Below are 23,610 nucleotides of genomic sequence, written 5' to 3' on the forward strand. Positions count from 1 at the left end.
GAAAAATCTTCTCTTCATCCCTTGGGTTTGTCTTGGCAATTAGAATAACTCCTTCCCCTACTTATTGAGCCGATACCTATTGCTGTTGTGTTAACCGAGCGCTCACTTTGACTTGGAAGACAGCTAACTGCACCCACTGTCCTCCATATCTTTCAGCACCTTTCAAAAAGAGCGTTGCATATTTGCGGGATGATTTTGAATTTTATCAAAGCTGAAAACCCTTATTTTTTCGGCGGGTTCTTCAGTCCACCCTACAAGATTCATCCCAAAATGATGCAATGCCTTTTTTTGAGGCTGTATCCTTTCCAGGTCTCTATCATCGCTCTCCTCCCCTGCCCCTGTCAGTCGGAAAAGTCGGATCGTAAAGTCGGAAAAGTCGGACGCCCTGGTTTTACTATCTATCTTTAGATGGAGCAGATCGACAGCATGACTGGTACTGTTCTCTGTCTTTTGGTGGATGCTATTAATAGTATGCTTGGAATATCGGCATAAAGCAAGTCGGAAAAGTCGGATCGTAAAGTCGGAAAAGTCGGATCTTTGCCTAATTGGCATATTTCTGAGTGAGGTTTTCATATCACGCGCTAAAATACATCAGTGATAATACTGAAAATTAATCGAATTGTCGGCGCTAATCGGCGGATGTTTTTACTTGACCATATAAAAACTAATCAAGGCTTGTCTTTTGGATCAAGACAAGCCTTGATACTGAGTTATACGGTTGTCCGCTAGGTAGCGAACTCAGATTTATGAAAAATGAACCAGTTTTTCAGATTTTTTAAGAGTTTTATATATGTCAAAGAGTCGATGTCGTAGGCGTCGAGGGGGTGACAAGCAACTTAAAAGCCTTGTAGTGACAAGGGTTTAAGCCGATCGCCCTCAAAAAGAATTAGGCTGCCGCGATCCCCTTTTTCGGGTTGCGACAAGGTAAAATGAGGATCGGGGGCGATCGTCCCGGAGCGTAATTGTCAATAAGTCTGTCATAATAGCTATTAGGAATTTCTCCACCAACTTAGTACGGTGTATAACTCAAAGCTAGGGTGCAAAACTGGCAAAACCTTACCCGATGAGATTGATTTGTATATGACTTTTGAAGAAGCCCTAGAATTTATCGAATCAGCCTTAGAGTCCAAGACAAGTAAACCCTTAAGTTTGCTTGAAAAAGAAATCTTAAAAGCTGCTTGGCAAAACGCAACTTATAGTGTAATTGCTGACAGCTTGTACCTGAGCATAGGACATATCAAAGATTTAGCAGCCATCCTGTGGCAGCGCCTTTCAGACGTAATGGGAGAAAAAGTTACTAAAAATAACTTCCGCTCTCTACTAGAGAAGCAAAACACCACAACTGCGAGATCCGATACAAAAGTCAAAGACGAACCTATGACGATGACTGCGGCCGGAGGAAGTGACATCGATCAATTAGAAAATTGCAAAGGCAACATTTTAATTGTGGATGATCTCCCAGAAAATCTGCGTTTTCTAACAGAAATTCTTACAAAAAATGGGTATAAAGTTCGCTGCGTTACCAATGGTACGATGGCTTTGAGGACAGTTCGCAATCATCTCCCCGATGCTATATTGCTGGATATTAAAATGCCAGACATGGACGGCTATCAAGTCTGCGAAGCCCTCAAAAATGATGAAAAAACCTCAGAAATTCCGATTATTTTCTTAAGCGCACTTGACCAAGTAATTGATAAAGTTAAAGCTTTTAAGGTAGGGGGAGTTGACTACATCTCTAAACCTTTTCAGTTGGAAGAAGTGCTAGTTCGCCTCGAAACTCAGGTCACTATCGGGCACCAAAAACGGCAGCTTAAAGAAGCAATCGAGCGACACCAGCAAACCGCTGAAATTGCCTACCAATCTCGCACCCTGCTGGCAAATTTGCTAAACTCATCTCTGGATGGAATAGCCGCAGTGGAGGCGGTGAGGGCAGATATGGCTGGAGAAATTGAAGATTTTCGCTGCTTGGTAGTTAACCCTGTCTTTGCCAGACTCCTAGGGAAAAAACGAACAGAACTCGCGGGCGCACCCGTTTTGAAAAAACTGCTTAATCAATTGAGTCCAGGATTGTTTGATTTATTAGTAGAGGTTGTTGAGACTGGAGAATCGCTTGAAGGAGAGGTTTATCTAGAAAGTGATTACCTTGGCCAAGGCTATTATTTCACTGCTGTGACATTGGGAGACGGTTGCTCAATTACCATCCGCGATATTACAGACTTAAAACAGTCGCCGTTAAAGTCAATGATGGAACTGAATCAACCGCGTGCTAGCATCAAATAGCAGAAACAGGACTTACGCAATCTGACCCATGAAACCGGGTTTATGAAGTGCAGTAGGGACACGGCACCATGCCCATTCGTGTCAACTTTCCACGTACAACCAATAGTCCGGCAGGGGTTGAAACCCCTGCCTCAAAGCGAAAGTCCTCTTAAGAGGACTAATGAGTTCTTCAGTCCTCACCATGCCCATTCGTGTCAACTTTCCACGTACAACCAATAGTCCGGCAGGGGTTGAAACCCCTGCCTCAAAGAGAAAGTCCTCTTAAGAGGACTAATGAGTTCTTCAGTCCTCTTAAGAGGACTTTCGCTATTAGACAGGGAATTCATTCCCTGGCGGACTTAGGCTCAGCCGTTTCCCTACGGCGATAGATCGCGCGGTATACTTCATAAACCTGCAATCTGCTGTATCATCATTCACCAACCAACGGTTCAGTTAAATCGAGAATCTTCTCAAACTGAAACTTATTCACCCAACCCCTGAGAGTTTGAAGTTCTAGAGCCTGGAATTCAGGAACTTCCTCAAGGAGTTGAAAAACCAATTCCGAATCCGCGTCAAGAGCAGCTTCATGCAATTTTACAATCCATTCTTTTGACATCGCTGCTAATAAATCAGTGAAATTTAACGGTTCTCCAGTCACATTAGAAGGGGGAGATGATAGCTCTTGTTCCTGATAAATATAAAGGACTCCCAAATGTTTAGCCATCATGTCAAAGATGACTTCTGTGTGGAACGGTTTTCGCACAAAATCATCACAACCAGCGGATAAAATCACTGCCTTGTCTTCTTCCCACACGCTGGCTGTCAAAGCAATAACAGCAGTAGCTTGACCTTTGATGGTGCCTTTAATGCGTTTCGTGGCTTCATAACCATCCATAACGGGCATTCTCATGTCCATCCAGATCAGATGGGGTGAGTATGAATCCCAAATTTCAAGCGCTTCAATACCGTTAGTCGCTTCTTGAACTTCAAAACCAACAGGTTTAAGGAGTTTAACTAACAGTTGCCGATTGTAATCTCGATCGTCCACTACTAGGATGCGATATGGGGGTTGGTTAGGCGCTAAGGCAACGACGCGACGATTGTAGGGTTGGTTGTGAATTGCGCTGGCATCAGCGATGCCCACAGGAATGTCAAATTTAAATGTTGTACCCGTCGTGTCTTCTAAAAATTCCTTGAGAGGCATTCCAGGGGTGAAAGCTTTACCGTGACTAATGACTGTTATTTCACCTCCCATCAAGCGGACAAATTGACGGCTAATCGTCAGTCCTAATCCGGTTCCTTGCTGCACTTTTTGACCGGATGCTGTTTGCACGAAGGGTTGGAATAGTTTCTCCAGTTCGTCTGCCGCAATGCCAACTCCCGTATCTTTGACTTCAAAGGTAATGGTTGTTTGTTGTTGGTGGTTTTTGGTTATTTGTGTTCCGGCTTCACTTTGGGTTTTTGCCTGTTTATTTTTCACTTCTACAGACACGCTTCCAGAAGAGGTAAACTTAACGGCATTACTTATCAAGTTGATCAGCACTTGCCGCAACTTAACTTCATCAGCGTAGATGTATTTAGGAATATCGGCAGCACCTTCCACTCGTAATTGTAAGCTTCGATCGTTTGCTTTCAACGCAAACATATCCTCTATATCAGCTAGAAATTGAGGGAGGTGGAAATTATTTTCAGATAGCGTCATGCGTCCGGCTTCGACTTTGGAAAGGTCAAGCACCTGATTAATTAGAGATAATAAATGCTCTCCACTGCGATGAATAATGTTGAGGTTTTCTTTTTGTTCGCTTAACAGGTTTGTATCCCGATCCATCAGTTGAGAAAAACCGAGAATGGCGTTCAGGGGAGTTCGCAATTCGTGGCTCATGTTGGCAAGGAAAGTGCTTTTGGCTTTGTTGGCGGCAACGGCTGCTTCTTTTGCTTGTTCGAGTTCTGCTTCTGTTTTTTTACGATCGCTAATTTCCTGTTCTAAGCGGATATTTTCGATTAGAGTTTTTTCGGCTTGTTTGCGATCGCTAATATCTTGAAAAGCTGCGATCGCATACTCTACATTACCCGTCTCATCGAAAATTGGCGTACTCGTTGATTCTACAAAAATGCTCCCGTCGCTGTGGTGCAGTTCCAAATCATCCGCCTGAGCTTTTTCACCGCCCAGCGATCGCACTAGGGGTAGCTGTTCCACTGGATATATCTCCCCAGTACCTGCCCGATAAACGCCGTAGGTTTGTGATAATTTCTCGGTTTCGGCTTTGGGTAAATCTTGAATATTCAGTAACTGCTGTGCAACTTGATTGGTGTAGATGATTTGTCCTTTGGCGTCGTGCACCGAGATGCCCAAGGGAATAGCATTGAGGAATTTATTCAGGCGATTTTGCGTCGATTGTACTTGGGTGTAGAGTCTGGCGTTAGTAAGTGCGATCGCCGCCTGAGTTGAAAGCAATTGAATCACTTCTAGGCGATCGGGTGTAAAAACGCCCTCTGCTAAATTATTTTCCAAGTAAACAATTCCAATTAATTGCCCCTGATTGAGCAGAGGGGCGCAAAGAATAGACTTGGGCTGGTGTGCTTTGATATAAGCATCTTGGGTAAACCTGCCTTCACGGGCCACATTGGTTTCAATCAGTCCTTCCTGAGTCCTTTCAACATAGTGAATAATCGACAAAGGCAGACAGGTTTCTATTGGAGTCGATTGCAACACCATCACCTGATTTGAGTTAGCCTCGCCTGACGCTTCGACTCTTAGTTGTCCTTGAGACTCTAAAATTAGATAGCCAGTTTGTGCGCCGCAGCTTTCCAGCAGGATTCTCATCAAAGTCGTGAGGAGTTTATCCAATTCAATTTCACTGGCGATCGCCTGAGATGCTTTCATCAATGCTGCCAAATCCAGGGTTTCACCTGAAGTGCTGCCAGAGGTATTAGACAGGCTGTTGCGCGAATCTATGGACGTATTGGCTGTCGTAAAACGCTTTAAAAGTTTTGGATACTGTCGTTTCAAATCTGTCATTTTAGCTGTGGCACCCCAACGTAAATAGCAGTAGTAAGCATTTGTCATATAGGCTTCGGCAACTTGCTCTTTTCCCCAAGCGATGTAAAACTTGGCAGCCAATTCATTAGCCAAAGCCTCTTCGTTGATGTATTCATGTTCTTTGGCTAAGGCAATGGCGCGATCGTAGTAGTCTATAGCTAGAGTGGTTTCCCCCAAAACTCGATATCGCTCTGCCTCCACTAAATAGAATTTATGGAGGTGAGTCATCGGAGCAAACTGCGCCCATTTCTCGATCTTTTTCTGGTTGGCTTTCACCTTCTGGAGGATGAGTTTTTGCTCGGATTTAGGTGCGTCAGAATAGATGGCAAGATAAACTAAAGAATTATAGAAATGGTAGAGAGGAATAGTACCTACAGCGCTATCGCTATATTTTTCGGCGGAGTTAGCATTTTCTATAGCTTGCTGATAGTCTTGAAAAATATAGCAGAGAACTAACTTAAAAAAATAGAGTGAGCGACAAAGATTTTGAGCATTCGCCTCTAGATGCAGGGGTAACATTTTTGTTTCGTCATAGCTTTCACCGATTAAACGGCACTTATCTTCAGCCTGTCCCATCAAATTCAATACAACCTGTCGAGTGAGTTGGTTATAGTAATATGATGTTTCTTGATTGAGTTGCCTGAGGGTATTACTGTACATTGCCATCTCTGCCTCGACTGTTGCCAATTCCTTCCCCAATACATAGGAATGATAGCAGTATACGCAAACTGAATAAGCTGCATATTCTAAGTCTCCAGTCTCTAGGGCGATCGAGTAAACATCCCGCAAAGGATTTAAGGTTTCTCTAAGATGCTCTTTCCAATGCTTGACAAAGTAATTAACAATAAATATTGTTCGAGCTTTGAGTTCTTTAGCATTCAACTTATCGAGTAACAAGAGAGCAAGTTGCCCAAATTGATAACCAGTCTCAATGTCTCCTACGGTTTCTCCAGACATAATGAGTCCGTAAGTAGCATAGGCACAAGAAGACACAGAAGTATTCCCATATTTAATTGATAAATTCACCTGTTTAAAGGCCATTAACGGTAGCAATTCAGGTTGGGATAAATGGGCCGCAGAAACTACACTTGATAGGATACGCATCGCTGCTAGCTTATAAGGATTAGTCATCACTGGCAGGTCGATTAAGTCCTCAACGCGCTTCCCGACTAAACTTAACTTTGTCTTCATCAGTTCAAGAAAAATATTTAATTTTGTTGGTTTTTTTGGCAAACGAATTCCCAACAGCTTTAATACTGAAAGTGCCGTATTGATCGCTTCTAACGGTTTGTTTTGTGCTGTATAGGCTTGAATTTTGACTTCATAGACTTTCACTTTGTCCAGCAATGAAGTAGCTTGTTGAAGCACAAGGTTAGCCAATTTTTCCATTTCCTCAACGTGGTTGCTCAAGATGGCAGCTTCTACTGTTTCCACGTACAGTGCCAAAGTTAGGTCATACTTACGAAGCCAACTATCTGCACTCAAGCAATTTATACCAATTCTTAAGTAGTTCCAGGCGGGTTTCCAAGCTGCTGATGCCTTCGCTTTTTTGCCAGCAATCAGATTTAATTGAGCAAGTTTATCTTTTTCTAACTGAACGTCAATTGCTTCAATACCGAAGTTGAGTTGATTGACAATATCAAAAATCTTTTGTTGGAGGTTCTGTGGCGGTGTATTTTGTAACAACAGTTGGCCGATTTTCCAGTGAACCGCTTGCTTGTCGTCTGGAGAAATTAGGGAATAGGCGGCTTGCTGGATGCGATCGTGAGCAAATTTATAAGTAATTTTTAGGTCATTCCCCTCTCGGTTTGTTTTCAGGAATTTGTAATCATCACCAACGGGTAATATCAATCCCGCTTGAATGGCATCCCACAATTCATTTGCGGCTGCTTTTTGAGAAGTTTCATTAATAATTGAAAGGGTGAGTAAATCAAATTGGTTGCCAATGCAAGCGGCTAATCGTAAAACTTTTTGTGCTGACTCTGATAAGGTTTGAATTTTATCTGCCATGAACTCAACAACGTTATCAGTAATATTCCTAGTGATAATTTGCTCTAAATCCCAATACCAAGCCCCAGCATTCGGATCGAAATTCAGCAATTGCTCTGTATAAAGTGACTTGAGAAACTCTTTAATAAAAAAGGGATTTCCTTGGGTTTTTTGCCAAACCAATTCGGCTAGTCTTTGCGTAGGGACGCACTCAGTTTTCAGCGTATCCGCAATGAATTGATTAACCTGGTTTAAATTTAAGGGTGAAAGGGAGAGATGATTAATTACTACTCCCTGTTTTTTCATCTCAGATAAAGTCAGCATAGTAGGATGAGTTGCACTGACTTCGTTATCTCGATAAGCTCCGATTACAAACAGATATTTAGTAGTAAAATCGGTCACGATCAACTGAATCAATTGCAGTGTGGCGCTGTCGGCCCACTGAAGGTCGTCTAGAAATAGGACGAGGGGATGTTCTTTTTGGCAAAAAACTTGAATAAAGTTTTGAAAAGCTAAATTAAACCGATTTCTGGCTTCTGTTGCAGGTAATTCGGGGACGGGATTCTGTTTGCCAATAATCAGTTCAACTTCGGGAATGACATCAATAATAATTTGTCCGTTGCTTCCTAATGCGCGCCGAATCTGCTCTTGCCACTGTTGTAATAGGGGTTCAGTTTCGGTGAGCAATTGCCGCACCAATTCTTGGAAGGCAGCGACTAAAGCTTGATAGGGAATATCGCGTTGCAACTGGTCAAATTTACCTGCAATAAAGTGGCCGCTTTTTTGAGTTATGAGTTTATACAATTCCTGAACTAAAGCTGATTTCCCAATACCAGAGTATCCCGAAATTAGCATGAGTTCAGTTTGTCTTTGTACGGGTACATTTTGTGACTCAGTTGTCGTTGGGTTGCTCGCCCCTACTGGTTGCTCTTCTGCGGAGGCTACGCGCTCAAATGCAGTCAATAAGGACTCGATCTGTGATTCTCTCCCGTACATTCTTTGAGGGAGTTGCAATTGAGTAGAAATGTCTTGGTCTCCCAAGGAAAAAACTTGAATTTTACCAGTTTTATATCCATCAAGACAAGTTTCTAAATCTGCCTTAATTCCCCAAGCACTCTGATATCTATCTTCCGCCACTTTTGCCATTAATTTCCTGACTATTTCTGAGACAGGTAAGGGAATTTCGAGATTGATTTCATGAGGTGGAGTCGGTTGTTTGGCAATATGGCAATGGACTAACTCAAGTGCATCTACGGATTCAAAAGGCAACTGGTTGGTTAGCAGTTCATAGAAAGTAACGCCCAGAGAATAAAAGTCCGTGCGGTAGTCGATCGCTCGATTCATCCGTCCTGTTTGTTCTGGAGACATATAAGCCAATGTCCCTTCTAGAAGATTAGGACTTGTGAGGCTGTGATTCTCTTGGGATAGGATGGTAGATAAACCAAAGTCAATAATTTTTAATTGTCCCGTTTGAGGATTCAAGACTATATTAGATGGATTGATATCTTTGTGAATGACATTGTTTTGATGAACTTTGTCTAGAGCCTGTGTAATCTGGATGGCGAGGTGGAGAAACTCTGTTACTGAAAATCTCTGGCGTTCCAAAATTATTTTTAACGACTCTCCGCCAAAATCCTCCAACAACATCAGTTGGGTATTCTGATATTTTCTCAACTTGTAGGCTTTAATCGTTTCCTCTAGGTTGAGACGGCGAGTGATTTCGTATTCCTGTTGATAGCGGTAGAGTTCGGCAGGTGTGGGATAATCCTCTTTGAGGAGTTTCAAAATCAAAGGTTGCTGATTTGATTTGAGGATGCCTCGGTATACGAGTGAATTCGCACTTTCGTAGATTTGGTTGACTATTGTGATATCTGGCAGTGAAATCATGTTGGGAATTATTGCTGCCTAAAAAAGTTAAGTATACAAATAAATATAACATGGCAAGGAGCGGGTGAGAGGAGCAGTAAACTCGCTGCGAATATAAATCATTGCCTTACCTGCCCCTACAATTCCAGATCTTTTATTATTGCTTTTTTGCTCTGGACTTACTTACGCTATATGTAGCGTACAAGTGTACTGGCACTTGAAGCCTCTAGCTACTGTGCGATCGCCAAAACTGAAAAAGTTCGGAACGGACAATAATTAATGATAAAATAGCTTAAGGATTCAGCTCCCCAATTGTGGTAATCTGACAACAATCCACTTTCATTCTCGATCGAGTGCGTGCAGCTATGCGAATCGGTAAAATTTACCAAAGTTTCTGCTTTTCACAATAGCGTTATTTTTCGCAGTATCGCTGTTAATTAAAGTTACTAAATTTCACAATTATTTCGGCATCAACCGTGCCGATACCGAAGTGAAAGTTGTTGCCCTCACCTACGACGACGGGCCCTATCCTCCCTATACAAATCAGCTTTTAGATATCTTAGACCGCTATCAAGTTAAAGCTACTTTTTTTGAAATCGGCCGCAATATTGAGAAACATCCAGAAATCGTGAAAATGATTGTCGCGAGGGGAGATGAGTTGGCAAACCATTCTTACTCTCACAAAGATATGATGTTTAAACCCCGGGAAGTTTTGCTGTCTGAGATTGAAAAAACGGACAAACTTTTGCAGGAAGTTGGGGTTAAGCAAGACAGTATCAGTTTTCGGCCACCTTGGGGTAGGCGATTTGTAGTTTTGTCTTATTTGCTATCCCAAATGCACAAAAAACTCATTATGTGGGATGTGGATTCCCAAGATTATGAAAAAACACTCACGGCGGAAGATATCGCAAATCGCGTGATGGAAAATGTGCGATCGGGTTCGATTTAGGTGATGCACGACGGCGGGGGCGATCGCTCGAAAACCGTAGCAGCAACCGAGATGATTGTCAAGGATTTGCAGGCGAAAGGTTACGAGTTTAAAACTGTTTCTGAGTTGTTGAAATAGCAGTAGGGTGCGTCATCCACAATTATTTTCGCGACAAATCAACAATCTCATACTGACGTACCAGGGAATAAATGTTGCGTTAGAATTACACTTTCCGTGCAGATTTAAAATTTCAAACTTGATGCACCCTACCACAATCAATAACCAAGATAGTTTGCCACGTAATTAGCAATTTTTCTGCTGCCGCCCGATCGCCCCATTCTCTCTAAACCATTTTGAATGCAACTTGCTAAATATTTATCACCTTGCAAAGTGCGATCAACTGCCAAAGCAGCTTCCTTGAGAATATCAGAATTCGCTGGTTGCGTACCAATAACCTGCACGGAATCACCTAAAAGCCGATTTTGAGCCTCCGCAAACTGATAGGTAAAGGCAGGGCCGTTTCCCGGTACTGCAATTACAGGCTTTCCCAAGCCCACAGCTTGTTCGACAGCAGTTCCAGTCATCCCAATTACTAAACTAGATTGCAGCAAAATATCGGCGAAAGCATCGGCTGAGCACATCACTTCGACTAATTTCTCTTCACAAAAAGACCGTTTGATTGCTGGAAAAATGAGCTTGCCCGATCGCACTTGCCATCCAGGGCGCGCCGCAATATCATCTAATTGAGGCATCAAAGCCGGAACTAAAGCTGCCCGAAACTGCACCGGTACAGTAGAGTTAGTAGCAATTTATTTAACCAGTTCCAGGAGCAAAACGAGGTTGTTAGTGGCTTCCCGGAGGCGAGAACCGGGGACAAGGGCGATCGTCCGAACTCCGGGTATTAACTGCAAATCTTTGCCCGTAGAATTGAGGTTGTCCATGACAGGATTGCCGACAAACTGAGCTTTCTTTAAACCCTGTCGGTTTAAGTCAGCAGCAGTCAAAGCATCTCTAGTAAAAACCGCCAGACATTTCTCTGAGCAAAGCAACTGCCACAAGATTAAACCAAAATCGACTCGCCCCTCGTAATAACTAGAATGAGCCGATAGAAAAATTATATAGGGGCGGTTGGTGGCATGGGCGATCGCCCCCGCGACTATATCTCCAGTGGCCACCACCAAATCGCAGCGGCGCGAATGGATCCAAACGGCTTGTAATTGCTGCCAAGTCAAGGTAATTAGCCCCGCCCCAACATCTTTGAGGAAAAACAGGGGATTCATGTAAAAAACTCCCCCAGACGGCATTTGACTGGTGGGCCCAATAATTGGCACGGTCGATCGCGCGTAAGCAGCCCCGTCACCTACAATCGGCATTGCCGAAACATCAACATCCGCGCCAGATGCTCTCAAAGCTTTGAGAATTTGACAGTTAATCGAGTCTTCCCCGTGGCCGTTGCTGAGGAAAAGTATCCCCTTCGATTTCATATAATCAGAATACAATCAGAATCAGTGCCGAGCTTTTTTGAAAGACAGCCGTGCAATAGCTAAACTCGGGCGGGCTAACTTTTTGTTAGTCTAATTTAAATACATTGTGGAAGTGAAACAGCGTGAATATTGAAATTGGGCGGGGCAAAAGCGCTCGCCGAGCTTACGGCATAGATGAAATCGCGCTCGTACCCGGACAGCGCACCCTCGATCCGAGTTTGGCAGATACCAAGTGGCAGATTGGCGGGATCGATCGAGAAATCCCGATCATCGCCAGCGCCATGGATGGAGTAGTCGATGTCCGCATGGCCATTTTGCTGTCGGAATTGGGAGCAATGGGCGTGCTCAACCTAGAAGGAATTCAAACCCGCTATGCCGACCCCCAGCCAATATTAGAGCGCATCGCCAGTGTCGGGAACCACGAATTTGTTTCCCTGATGCAGCAACTCTATGCCGAACCCATCAAGCCAGAATTAATCGACCTGAGAATTAAAGAAATTAAAGCTGGAGGAGGGATTGCCGCCGTCAGCGGTACACCAGCCGGCGCGAGCAAATACGGCCGGACGGTTGCTGAATCGGGAGCCGATATATTTTTTGTGCAAGCAACTGTAGTCTCGACAGCTTTCCTTTCCCCTGAATCAATCTCATCTTTAGATTTGACGCAATTCTGTCAAGAGATGCCGATACCAGTAATTTTGGGCAACTGCGTGACCTACGAAGTCGCCCTGAATTTAATGAAAACTGGCGCTGCAGGCATTCTCGTGGGCATTGGGCCGGGGGCTGCTTGCACATCTAGGGGCGTATTGGGTGTCGGCGTTCCCCAAGCAACAGCGGTAGCAGACTGCGCCGCCGCGCGGGACGACTACTATCGCGAAACTGGCAAATATGTGTCGGTGATTGCTGACGGCGGTTTAATTACCGGCGGCGATATCTGCAAGTGCATTGCTTGCGGTGCCGATGGAGTGATGATTGGTTCGCCCTTTGCCAGGGCCGCCGAAGCTCCAGGCCGGGGCTTCCACTGGGGGATGGCGACTCCCAGCCCCGTTTTGCCGCGGGGTACTCGGATTCGTGTCGGGACTACGGGTACTGTGGAGCAAATTTTGCGGGGGCCGGCCCTCCTAGATGACGGTACGCACAACTTGCTCGGAGCTCTGAAAACTAGCATGGGTACCTTGGGCGCTAAGGATATTAAGGAGATGCAGCAAGTGGAAGTGGTAATTGCTCCTTCTCTGCTGACTGAGGGTAAAGTCTATCAAAAAGCTCAGCAGTTGGGCATGGGTAAGTAGATTTACCGATCAAATACCAGCATATCTTGACAAAATTTGTTCAAGAGTCTCGAAATTTACAGAATATTGTGGAATTATCGAGAAGGAGATGTCACAATAGAAGAAGCGGAGACGAATGTTTCCGTTCACTCCTCACACCACACTCCGCCCGGACTACTGTTCGGGCGGTTCCTTTTTTGCCGGAAATCTTGGCTCTTGTTTACTAGATACAGAACTGAGGCTTGTAGCTCCGGAGAGGCCCAGAGTGGGAGAGTGGGAGAGTCTGGGAGTGGGAGAATTTTTTTTTCTACATAAGTGCATTCTGCCTTCGGAAACATAAGTGCCTTGTTCCTTCAGAAACCTTGTGCCTTCTTCCTTCTACCGTCTTCCCTCTTCCTTCTACCGTCTTCCTTCAGAAGCCTTCTCTTAAAATCGTTGACGCAAGTGGTTACACTTTTTGCTAGACTTGTTATCCGAGAAATAGTATTTACAAGGATGGCTAGGGATGTCAGCAGCCGCGCAAGTAACCGACTCTACCTTTAAGCAGGAAGTGCTCGATAGCGAAGTTCCAGTTCTAGTGGATTTTTGGGCTCCCTGGTGCGGGCCCTGTCGGATGGTGGCACCCGTCGTAGACGAAATTGCCCAGCAATATGAAGGGCAGGTCAAGGTAGTAAAAGTTAATACCGACGAGAATCCTAACGTGGCCAGCCAATACGGTATCCGCAGCATTCCGACGCTGATGATATTTAAGGGCGGTCAACGTGTGGATATGGTGGTTGGGGCAGTTCCTAAAACTACTCTGGCCAACACTCTGGAAAAGTACATTTAACCCAACTGCGAGCGATTTCGCGCTGTTCTTTGTGGGCCGCGAAAGCTCACTCGCTTCAAAACCGGGGCAAAGCTACTGGAAAAGTTATTAGTTGTCAGCAGGGCAATTTGCTGGTGGCTATTAATTTCTAAATTTGGCTTTTGCCCCTTAATTTTTTTTTAGCAATAAATTGTTACCATTTCGGAAAAGTTCATGGTTCCTTCAAGTCAAGGTTTTGAGTCCCTCCAAGCTGATGCGCTCGATTTGATCGATCGCCTGCCAATGTTAAAGCACTCTGAGTGGATCGAACGATCGCTCTCGACTATTGTGCAAATGGCCGGAGAGGAACTCGATCGCCTTGACTGGAAAATTATCTCGTCGTCTCTGCGAGATATGGAAAAGGCTTTTGAGATGTTTTATCCTTACCGCCACGTTCGCAAAATTGTGATTTTTGGTTCGGCGAGGGTGTCGCCGGAATCTGGGGAATATTTGATTGCCAGAGACTTTGCGCGGGTGATCGCCCAGCAAGGGTTTATGGTGATTACTGGCGGCGGTGGCGGGATTATGCAGGCAGGTAACGAGGGGGCGACTGCTGAACGTTCTTTTGGGCTGAACATTCAGTTGCCTTTCGAGCAGAATTCTAATCCTTTTATTGCTGGCGATCGCAAATTACTCAATTTTAAATATTTTTTCACTCGCAAGTTATTTTTTCTGCGGGAGAGCGATGCTTTGGCTCTGTTTCCGGGCGGTTTCGGTACTCTGGACGAGGCTTTTGAGTGTCTGACTTTGATTCAAACTGGCAAGTTCGGGCCGGCTCCTGTGGTATTGATCGATCGACCGGGAGGCGATTATTGGCACGATTGGAATACTTTTGTGCAAAAACAATTGCGGGGCCGGGGTTTGATTTCTGCTGACGATCGCAGTCTCTACACGATTACAGACGATGTAAATGTCGCTTGCGAGGCGATCGCGAGTTTTTATCTGGTTTATCACTCCTGCCGCTACGTGGATGAAAAACTGGTACTTCGATTAAAGTCTCAACTTTCTGACGATAATGTCGATCGGCTAAATACTGATTTTAGCGATATTGTTGTCACCGGAAAAATTGAAAAAAGTCAAGCTTTGCAGCCGGAAATAGGAGATCCAACTTTCGATCTGCCGCGCCTGACTTTGCATTTCAACCAGCGGGATTTGGGGCGGCTTTATCAGCTAATTGCTGCTATAAATCAAATGGGTGCAGCTTCGCCGGAAGCGGCGCATCCAGAACAAAAGTAGTCAGTTGACAGTTGACAGTAGTCAGTTGACAGTTGATAGTTGATAGTTGACAGTTGATAGTTGATAGTTGATAGTTGACAGTTGACAGTTGATAGTTGATAGTTGACAGTTGATAGTTGATAGTTGACAGTTGATAGTTGATAGTGAACGACGAACTTTGATATGGATGAGATTGGAAATAAGTTTGACAACTTGTCTCTTGACAAAAGCGATAGACTGAGATAAATATTTGTACAAAGTCAAGAAAAAAGCGTGCAATAGCAAAAGCAAATATTGTCAATATCTTGATGGCGTTGTTAGGGAAAAACCAGCAAAATGCTAGACCTGCTGCTAATCGGCACTTTGGGATTTCTCGGCAGTTTCGGTCACTGCGCGGGGATGTGCGGCCCGCTGACAGTGGCGTTTTCTCTTTCTAATTCCCGCAACGATAAATTAGCTACTTTCCGCTTTCATTTGCTGCTGAATTTGGGGAGAATTGCTGCTTATGCTTTGGTTGGTGCTGGAATTGGCGGACTGGGTTCGGCATTAATTGCTGGCGGACAAATGGCCGGTACTGGTAGCGGATTGCGGCGGGCGATCGCACTTCTGACAGGTACAATGCTGATTTGGTTCGGTGTGGTGCAAATTAAACCCGATTTTCTGCCGCGATTACCACTGTTGCACCCAATGTCGCACGATCGAGTCGGACAAGCAATGAACAAGCTTTCAGCACAAAAAAACTGGTGGGTACCGATGGCTTTGGGTTTGCTTTGGGGTTTGATTCCCTGCGGTTTCCTCTACGCGGCGCAGATTAAGGCGGCGGAAACGGGAAATCCAGTTTTCGGTGCGGCGACGATGTTTGCTTTCGGACTCGGCACGCTGCCAACTATGCTGGGAGTAGGTTTTTTTGCTGGCAGATTGAGCGCAGACAGGCGGAGTCAACTGTTTCGGATGGGCGGGTGGGTGACAATTTCGATCGGGATTCTCACCTTGCTGCGAACCGACGAAATGGTCGATTTTACAGGCCACGCAGCGCTGTTGTGTTTGATGCTAGCACTATTGGCGCGTCCGGTTAGCAAGTTTTTGCCGGCACTGCTGCGATACCGCCGCGCCTTGGGTGTGGGTGCGTTTGTCCTCGCAGTCGCCCACACGTTTCATATGCTGGATCATACGCTGCAATGGAATTTTGATGCTGTGTCTTTCATGTTGCCGCAGCATCAGTTGGGAATGGTGGCTGGGATGTTGTCGCTGCTGTTGATGCTACCGGCTGCTGTCACCAGTGTCGATCGCCTTCAACATTATTTAGGCAAACTGTGGCGGCGAATTCACCTGTTAACCGTCCCCGCTTTTTTGCTGTCCGCCATCCACGCAGCCCTCATCGGTTCCCACTATCTCGGCGGCTTTGAATGGAAGTTGCACAATCAACTGCTGACCGCCGTTTTAGCCGTAGTTGCAGTATTAGTTCTCGCAGTGCGATCGCGCTTATTTTGGTCAATTTTATCACTGGAGAATTTCTATGTTGCGCCTGTCAAACCAAAATAAAATTTTGGGGTTGTTAGTTTTTTTAGGATTGCTAATTGAAGCAGCAATTCCCAATGCGCCGCACTTAAACTCGATTTCAGTTTGGGCGCACGAAGTGGAAGTATCGGGAGATGTAGCCGCTACCTTTCACCTAGAACCCAACCACAACCCCCGCGCCGGAGAAACCGCCAGAGTTTGGTTTTCCCTGACTCGCAGGGGCGGTCAAATTATCCCACTAGAGCAGTGTAACTGCAAATTAGCAGTTTATCCCAAACAGCACAAAGAGGGGGATAAGCCCCTGATGCAGCCACCTTTAAAAGCAGTATCTGCAGAGAAATATCAAGGCATTCCGGGCGCTGACATCGTATTTCCCAAAGCTGGTATTTACGAACTTCAATTGAGCGGAACAGCCAAAAACAAAGCTAATTTTAAACCATTTAAATTTAATTATACTGTCACGGTTCGCTAAGATCATCTTTCCATCACCGAACATAAATCTTATAGAGGCGGGTTAACCGACAATAAATGCCTAAAACCCACAATCTCATAAACCCGCCCCCACCCAACCTTCGGTAATATCATATACGCTCTTCATCAGAATCATTCATCTCTCTCTTCTCTTTCTCTGCGTTCTCTGCGTTCTCTGCGGTTAAATCATTCCGATCAAATCTGTATAAAACCTTAAAAATTGCCAACTCTACAAAATCTCACAAATTTTTACATTACATTATAACCAGTGTCAATTCTGGAAATTGTTCAAACTAACCTCTCTTGAACTGACTAAAGGATATAACAATGGATATCTTATCAAACACCGTCGCGCTATCGCGGATGCAATTTGCGCTAACGGCAATATTCCATATGCTGTGGCCAGTTCTGACTACCGGAATGGGGATTTATCTAGTAATTGTTGAAGGAATGTGGCTGAAAACTCGCAATCCTGACTACTACCACCACGCTCGTTTCTGGTCTAAACTCTACGTCCTCAACTTCGGCATAGGCGTAGCTTCCGGGATTCCGATGGAATTTCAATTTGGCACGAATTGGGCACCATTTTCCGAAGCCGTCGGTGACTTTTTTGGCAGCATTTTAGGCTTTGAAGCTTCAATGGCATTTATGCTAGAAGCAGGCTTTTTAGGAATTATGCTATTTGGTTGGGAGCGCGTTCACCCGATCGTCCATTATTTCGCTACAATCATGGTAGCCTTCGGCGCTAACCTATCCACAGTGTGGATTTTAGTCGCCAACTCTTGGCTGCAAACTCCAGCGGGCGGAGAAATGGTCAACGGCAAATTTATTGTCAGCGATTACTTTCAAGCAATTATGAACCCCTTCGCATTAAACAGCATTTTGCATATGTTTTTTGCGACGTTAGAAACTTCACTGTTTGTAATTGGCGGCATTAGCGCTTGGTACATTCTTAACAAGCGCAACCAAGCCTTTTTTTCCAAATCATTAAAAATTGCCATAGCCACAGCCATCGCCGTTGCACCTTTGCAGATATTCATCGGACATTTGAGCGCCGAACAAGTTTATCGCTATCAACCCACTAAATTAGCTGCGATTGAAGCTAAGTGGGAAACCTCCCCAGCCGGAGAGTCAGCCGATTGGACTTTGCTGGCTTTACCTAACGAAAAAGCTCTAAAAAATGACTGGGAAATTAAGATTCCCAATGGCTTAGGATACGTTCTGGAATTCAAGCAAAAACTATCCGAACCAGTTCTCGGCTTAAAAGAATGGAAGCCCGAAGATAGACCCCGGATGGTGGGTTTAATCTACTATTCTTTCCGCATCATGTCCGGGATTGGATTCTTCTTTCTAGGATTGATGCTATTCAGTATAATTCAGTGGCTGCGAGGCAAACTTTCGCCCGAAAATATTAGCAATCAACCTTGGCTGATGCGCGCTTGGGTATTAGCTGCACCGCTGGGATATATTGCTGTAGAATCCGGTTGGATAGTGCGCTGTGTCGGCCGACAACCGTGGGTTTTATACGGGCAAATTCGCACTGCTGATGGTGTATCGAACATCCCCGCTAGCAATGTTTTAACTTCCCTCATCTGCTTTGCCGTTATCTACAGCTTTTTGTTTGTTTGTGCGATGTATTTCGGCAGCAGAATTATCCGCAAAGGGCCGAATTTAAATCTACCGATGCCGGGATTAGAGAATGAACCCGCCATCGAAACTCAACCTGCAGAACATATTCCGAATCAACGTCCAGCCGAAGCACAACAATAGGAGATTTTATGCAAGCTTTGGAGCATTTTCTCCCGCAAGTTTGGTTTGTAGTCTTGGCTCTATTTCTACTCCTTTACATCATGCTAGACGGTTTTGATTTGGGAGTTGGAATCTTGTCTTTGACTGCTGACGATGAGGAACGCAGGGGCATTTTAATGACCAGTCTGGGCAACGTTTGGGATGCTAACGAAACTTGGCTGGTTTTAATGGGAGGCGCTTTGTTTGGGGCGTTTCCCCTCGCTTACGGCACGATTTTAACTGCTTTGTACATACCGATTTGCATGATGCTTTTTGGTTTGATATTTCGGGCTGTCGCCTTTGAATTTCGGGAGCATTCTAACCGGAAAAAATTTTGGAATTATGCTTTTGGGGTCGGCAGTTTTTTGGCTGCTTTAGCTCAAGGATTTGCCCTCGGTGCGGTGCTTGAAGGCATTGCGGTGGATGAGGCTGGGCATTTTGTGGGGACAACTTGGGATTGGCTGGATTGGCGATCGATCTTGGTAGCTTTGACGCTGGTTCAAGGCTATGTTTTGATCGGTTCCACCTATCTAATTATGAAGACTGACGGAGAACTGCAAACAAATCACTATCGCACTGCTAAAATTGCGGCGGTGACGACTTTAATCGGAGCAGTTTTAATTACAATTGCCACTCCGATTTTTTACGAAAGTGCTAGATCCAGGTTGTTCGAGAAACCGCTAGTTTATGTATTTGTGGCGATTCCTTTGGTGGGATTGCTACTGGTAGGAATGCTGCTAAAAAGCCTAGCAAAAAAAGAAGAAAAAACGCCGTTTGTGTGGACAATATTAATTTTTCTGCTAAGTTTTATTGGCTTGGGATTGATTGTTTTTCCATACATTATTCCGACCAAAATTACGATTTACCAAGCCGCAGCTTCCCCCAGCGCCCTGGTGTTTATGATTGTGTTCATTGGCTTTTTGATCCCGATCATGATTTTTTACAACATCTACAATTACATTGTATTTCGGGGTAAGGTTACTGGCGGCTACGGCGAATAAAATAGGTTCGTAGTGAGGGCTAAAATCCTCCTAAAAATTTAAGGACTAAAGTCTTCACTACGAACGAATGGGTCGCTAAAAGCAGAATTTGTGATAAATTTTTCATCGGTTAAGCTGTGCAAAAAAGCCAACAAATCGCGCTGTTCTTGCACGTTGAGTTTGAAGCCAGAAACAAAGTTACTTTTGAGCGGATTTTCGCTGCCGATTCCCGCCAATTCTCCTTTTTTAATAGTTCTGCCGCCCGCTTTGTAGTGGCCGATAACTTCTGGCAAGGTTTTGATACTTCCGTCGTGCATATAAGGTGCTGTCAAAGCAATATTTCGCAGGGTTGGTGCTTTGAATTTGCCCATGTCAGAGGGTTCGCTGGTGATTTCGTATACTCCAGTATTGTTGGGCGGATAAGCGCCTTTCCCGTCAAGATTGTACAATCCTGTATTGTGAAAAGCTATTTCTTTGAAAGCTAGACGATCGTGCATAATAGAATCTGAGAAGTTTAGTCCGCCGTGGCAGTGAAAGCATTCTAAACGTTCGCTGTTAAATAATTCTTCGCCCCGCTTGGCTGAAGCTGAAATCGCACCGGAGTCGCCGTTGTAGCGGTATCTGTCGTAGGGAGAAGTCAGGGAAATTAAAGTGCGTTCAAAAGAGGCGATCGCCTTTGCTAAGTTGCTAAGATTAATAGGATTGGGTTGTTGAGTAAAAGCTGCTGCAAACATTTTTTGGTATTGCGAATCCGATCGCAATATTAGCAAAAGTTCCTCTTCTTTACCAACCATTCCCATTTCTACGGGATGTTCGCCAAACAAAGGTACTAATAGCTGAGATTCGAGTTTATTTTGTAGCGGGTTTGCCCAAGTCAGCACGGAATTGTAGCCAATGTTAGCTAAACTCATAGCATTGCGCGGGTGTTTTTCTCCGGTTGCGCCGACTCCTAGCGTTTTTCCGTCGGTAAAAGCTTTGGCTTGAATGTGACAGGAAGCGCAGGAAAATTCTCCTGTGATTGACAGGCGTTTTTCATAGAAAAGATGCCTGCCTAATTCGACTTTTTCTTGGCTGATTGGGTTGTCGGCTGGTACAATTGGTTTTGGTATTCCAGCGGGAATGTTCCAATTGTAAGTTGGAGGCGGTGCAGCGGCTAAACTGGAATTTGTGGAGGATAATACTGCACTCAAACTCATTGCTAGGAAGCATGATAAAATGCAGATAATAGTCAGATTTGATAATTTTTTCCACTTCATTTGATGTTTTGTAGGTAGTCGGCGGTTTGACAATTACATAGAGATTGAGGTGTGCCATAAACAGAGGCAGAGCCTCGCCTATCTGCATTACCAGGCAGAGCCTGGTAACGAGCAATGTCAAAAAACAATAAAACTCTTGTGGGGAGTAGGGGGTGGGCATCCTGCCCGCCCTGAATATGCAATTTCAATGCGCGACAGCTTATTACTTAACTTGAAAGAAAGTTTGTCCCGCAGCAGGTTGATCTCCAAATGGCAAACTTAAGTTTTTCATAATTCCGGCGCAGTCGCTGTCCTTCGGTTCCGACATACATCCGGGCGGAGTATTGGCTTGATTTGCTGTTAAATTAGTTTGAGAAACTAGGGAGTTCAAGTCAGCAATGACTGTATTTTTATTTAAATCGAAGTTGCTGAAAATTATTTTTGATTTGTTAGGATTCGTACAGCTAGTCGGCTTTTGATTGTTGCCTTCAGCTTGGCATCCCGTGCTACCTAAATGAATCATAAAACCGTGCAATCCGCCACTGTGACTGCTGCCGTGATTGCCTGCGTTGTGAGCAATTTGGCTGCTTTCTGTGCCTGATTTACCGTCGGGGTTTTTGTCAGCCATGTGATTTTTCATGTCAATCCTCAGAAATTTGTAGCCGCCGCGCCAGTTCCACCACAGGGATGTTAAATTGAGGGGAGAAGGTGCTAGACTTGCGTCTTCGTGATTGAGGGTAAAAGGTACGCCGAGGGTGAATTCCAGGCCTTTGTAGTTGCCTTTGGGTATTGTGCCGATTACTCGATCGCGAATTTCGACTGTTCCGTTAGCGCAATCACCGGATTTATTTTCAAAGTCTAGCAAAGCCACATTTTGATGCTGCCATTTGCCGTCTTGTTTGAGAGTCAGCGGTACAGCTTTGCCACTACCGTCAATTAAAGCAACTTCGGATACATAAAAGCGGAAATCTGTAGGTGTAACGGTAGCAGCCGAAGTGCCTAAATTGCTGTAGCTTTCGCCACATTTAAAGGATTTTTCGCCTACCGTTGCGCTAAATTTAATTTCGATTTCTTGAGTTTCTGCGGCTGTGGCTTGATGCCTGTCAATCGCCAAAAAGCTACCCAAAATAGCTGCGCCTGCCAAGGTTGAGGCCAAGATTAGTTGTTTTTTCATTTAGGGATACTTAAAATACTAACTCAGGTAATTCCGGCCTGATTTTTACACTTTTTGCTGCAACTGTCAAATGACGGCTTGTCAAACTTATAAATAGCAAAGTGATTAAGCCTTTCTAAAGAAACAGTCGATAAAAAGCCTTAATGATGTATTGTCGATCGATAATTAATTACATTATCCCTAAAATCTCAAACCTCAAATCTAAAATTACATGAATCCTCTGCCGAATTATCGCCCCAAGCAACTTTCTCTCGGCCCTTTGGAGGCTGAGATTTTAAATATAGTTTGGGAGCTAGAAATTGCTACAGTCAAAGACGTGCACGATCGCATTTTAGCCGATCCGGATCGCGAATTGGCCTACGCTTCAGTAACAACAGTGCTGCGCCGCTTGACCGAGAAGGGTTGGCTGGCCTGCGACAAAACAGAACGGACATTCGCTTGGCAACCTTTAGTTTCTTGCGAAGAAGCCCGATCGCTTTTTGCTTACGATCGCCTACAAAAGTTTTTAGCAGTTGGCAATCCCGATATTGTAGCAGCATTTGCTGACAGCCTCGACCAAGCAACAGTCGAACAATTACAAGAAATTTCCCTTCGCATTCAAGCTGTCCGCCAAGCCCGGGAGGAGCAAAAATAATGCACTTAATCCTGATTGTTACCGCGTTGATTGCAGCTTGTTTTTTGAGAATTAGATGGTCTGTTCCTCAAGGAAATTGGGCCCGTCGCTGGCAGCGATCGCTCTTATTTTTCTTGTTTCCTCCGCTGCTGTTGTTTGCGACAGCTATCGCAGTGATTTTTATGGGAACTCAGGGACAAATGGTAAGATTGTGGGACGGATGGTTTAGCTATTTGCTAGCTGTAACTTTTTTGAACGTAGCTACAATTTTGTGGGTCAAGTTAGCGACAGATGGCTATCTATTTTTAAAGCAAATTCGCACTTTTCCTCAGAAAAAAATAGCCGGAATTAATGTCAAAATTATCAACACGCCAGCTTTTTTTTCTGCTATAATTGGTTTTTGGAAAACCGAATTTGTAGTCAGTACGGGATTGTTAAAAACCCTCGACTCAGCTCACCTGCAAGCAGTAATTGCTCACGAACAAGCGCACTACTATTATCGCGATACGTTCTGGTTTTTTTGGTTGGGATGGCTGCGAAAAATTACTGTGTGGCTGCCGAATACACAAGCTTTGTGGGAAGAGTTATTAACGCTGCGGGAATTGCGGGCTGATGCCAAGGCGGCGGCGGGAGTGGATGGTTTATTGTTAGCAGAAGCTTTGCTGTTAGTGGCGAGTTATCCGCACCGAAATTTTGATGTAGATTGCGTAGTTGGTGCTGTCGGTTCGCAAAATAGATTGGGAGAGAGAATAGAGGCGCTGTTGGCAGAGCCTGAATTAGTTTTAAAGGTGAATAAGTGGTTTTTTGCTTGGCTAATTTTAACACTTTTGCCTTTGTTGACGGTGCCGTTTCACAGTTGATTGATACCAAACCTGGGTTTTGGATACCCCTCGATCGACCAGTCAATCTTCGGCTGACGAAAGTTTGACTTGCTGCTT

General features: G+C 44.6%; 16 protein-coding genes. 11 read left to right on the forward strand and 5 right to left on the reverse strand.

Annotation, left to right across the window (positions count from 1 at the left end; translation table 11 throughout):
- The first annotated feature begins 1,080 nt into the window (after positions 1–1,080).
- On the forward strand, positions 1,081–2,280 hold the full coding sequence (locus QUA44_RS18930) for a response regulator (RefSeq protein WP_333253237.1): 1,200 nt from the start codon (positions 1,081–1,083) through the stop codon (positions 2,278–2,280).
- A 409-nt stretch (positions 2,281–2,689) separates the two neighbouring features.
- Here QUA44_RS18930 and QUA44_RS18935 read toward each other — a convergent pair whose 3' ends face one another.
- Positions 2,690–9,175 carry an AAA family ATPase gene (locus QUA44_RS18935; protein ID WP_333253238.1) on the reverse strand — a complete coding sequence of 2,162 codons (6,486 nt, stop codon included), beginning with the start codon at positions 9,173–9,175 and terminating at the stop codon, positions 2,690–2,692.
- A gap of 469 nt (positions 9,176–9,644) precedes the next feature.
- On the opposite strand from QUA44_RS18935, the gene QUA44_RS18940 reads away from it, so the two are divergent.
- Positions 9,645–10,103 (forward strand): polysaccharide deacetylase family protein, encoded by a 459-nt coding sequence (locus QUA44_RS18940; protein WP_333253240.1) that lies wholly within the window; start codon positions 9,645–9,647, stop codon positions 10,101–10,103.
- 254 nt (positions 10,104–10,357) lie between these two features.
- Here QUA44_RS18940 and QUA44_RS18945 read toward each other — a convergent pair whose 3' ends face one another.
- Both QUA44_RS18945 and QUA44_RS18950 read right to left on the reverse strand, forming a co-directional pair.
- Complete coding sequence (locus QUA44_RS18945) at positions 10,358–10,867, reverse strand: hypothetical protein (RefSeq protein ID WP_333253242.1); 510 nt, start codon at positions 10,865–10,867, stop codon at positions 10,358–10,360.
- A 24-nt stretch (positions 10,868–10,891) separates the two neighbouring features.
- Positions 10,892–11,566 (reverse strand): lipid-A-disaccharide synthase-related protein, encoded by a 675-nt coding sequence (locus QUA44_RS18950; protein WP_333253244.1) that lies wholly within the window; start codon positions 11,564–11,566, stop codon positions 10,892–10,894.
- Positions 11,567–11,688: 122 nt separating this feature from the next.
- Here QUA44_RS18950 and QUA44_RS18955 point away from each other — a divergent pair, with 122 nt between their 5' ends.
- The 7 genes from QUA44_RS18955 to cydB all read left to right on the forward strand — a co-directional run bounded on the left by QUA44_RS18955 (position 11,689) and on the right by cydB (position 19,671).
- Positions 11,689–12,852: a GuaB3 family IMP dehydrogenase-related protein gene (locus tag QUA44_RS18955; RefSeq protein ID WP_333253246.1), complete on the forward strand. Its 1,164-nt coding sequence runs from the start codon at positions 11,689–11,691 to the stop codon at positions 12,850–12,852.
- A gap of 484 nt (positions 12,853–13,336) precedes the next feature.
- The gene (gene trxA, locus QUA44_RS18960) at positions 13,337–13,660 is read left to right on the forward strand and encodes a thioredoxin (RefSeq protein WP_006631199.1); all 324 of its coding nucleotides are present in this window, start codon (positions 13,337–13,339) and stop codon (positions 13,658–13,660) included.
- Between the two features lie 192 nt (positions 13,661–13,852).
- Entirely contained in the window at positions 13,853–14,914 is a 1,062-nt protein-coding gene (locus QUA44_RS18965) for an LOG family protein (RefSeq protein ID WP_333253248.1), read from the forward strand.
- A 315-nt stretch (positions 14,915–15,229) separates the two neighbouring features.
- Positions 15,230–16,435, forward strand: coding sequence for an urease accessory protein UreH domain-containing protein (locus QUA44_RS18970; protein ID WP_333253250.1), 1,206 nt, complete (start codon positions 15,230–15,232; stop codon positions 16,433–16,435).
- Positions 16,410–16,883, forward strand: coding sequence for a hypothetical protein (locus QUA44_RS18975; protein WP_333276662.1), 474 nt, complete (start codon positions 16,410–16,412; stop codon positions 16,881–16,883). Before QUA44_RS18970 ends, QUA44_RS18975 begins: the two co-directional genes overlap by 26 nt.
- Before the next feature lie 326 nt (positions 16,884–17,209).
- Entirely contained in the window at positions 17,210–18,652 is a 1,443-nt protein-coding gene (locus QUA44_RS18980; protein ID WP_333253253.1) for a cytochrome ubiquinol oxidase subunit I, read from the forward strand.
- Between the two features lie 8 nt (positions 18,653–18,660).
- Positions 18,661–19,671, forward strand: a complete 1,011-nt coding sequence (cydB, locus tag QUA44_RS18985; protein ID WP_333090185.1) for a cytochrome d ubiquinol oxidase subunit II — start codon at positions 18,661–18,663, stop codon at positions 19,669–19,671.
- A gap of 38 nt (positions 19,672–19,709) precedes the next feature.
- Here cydB and QUA44_RS18990 read toward each other — a convergent pair whose 3' ends face one another.
- Complete coding sequence (locus tag QUA44_RS18990) at positions 19,710–20,906, reverse strand: MbnH family di-heme enzyme (RefSeq protein WP_333253255.1); 1,197 nt, start codon at positions 20,904–20,906, stop codon at positions 19,710–19,712.
- Between the two features lie 202 nt (positions 20,907–21,108).
- Positions 21,109–22,059 (reverse strand): MbnP family copper-binding protein, encoded by a 951-nt coding sequence (locus tag QUA44_RS18995; protein WP_333253257.1) that lies wholly within the window; start codon positions 22,057–22,059, stop codon positions 21,109–21,111.
- 211 nt (positions 22,060–22,270) lie between these two features.
- Between QUA44_RS18995 and QUA44_RS19000 the strand changes: the two genes are divergently transcribed.
- On the forward strand, positions 22,271–22,693 hold the full coding sequence (locus QUA44_RS19000) for a BlaI/MecI/CopY family transcriptional regulator (RefSeq protein WP_333090177.1): 423 nt from the start codon (positions 22,271–22,273) through the stop codon (positions 22,691–22,693).
- The gene (locus tag QUA44_RS19005; protein WP_333253259.1) at positions 22,693–23,532 is read left to right on the forward strand and encodes a M56 family metallopeptidase; all 840 of its coding nucleotides are present in this window, start codon (positions 22,693–22,695) and stop codon (positions 23,530–23,532) included. Before QUA44_RS19000 ends, QUA44_RS19005 begins: the two co-directional genes overlap by 1 nt.
- Positions 23,533–23,610 lie beyond the last annotated feature (78 nt).

The organism is Microcoleus sp. N9_A2 (genome assembly GCF_036701775.1).
Classification (GTDB): Bacteria; Cyanobacteriota; Cyanobacteriia; order Cyanobacteriales; family Microcoleaceae; genus Microcoleus.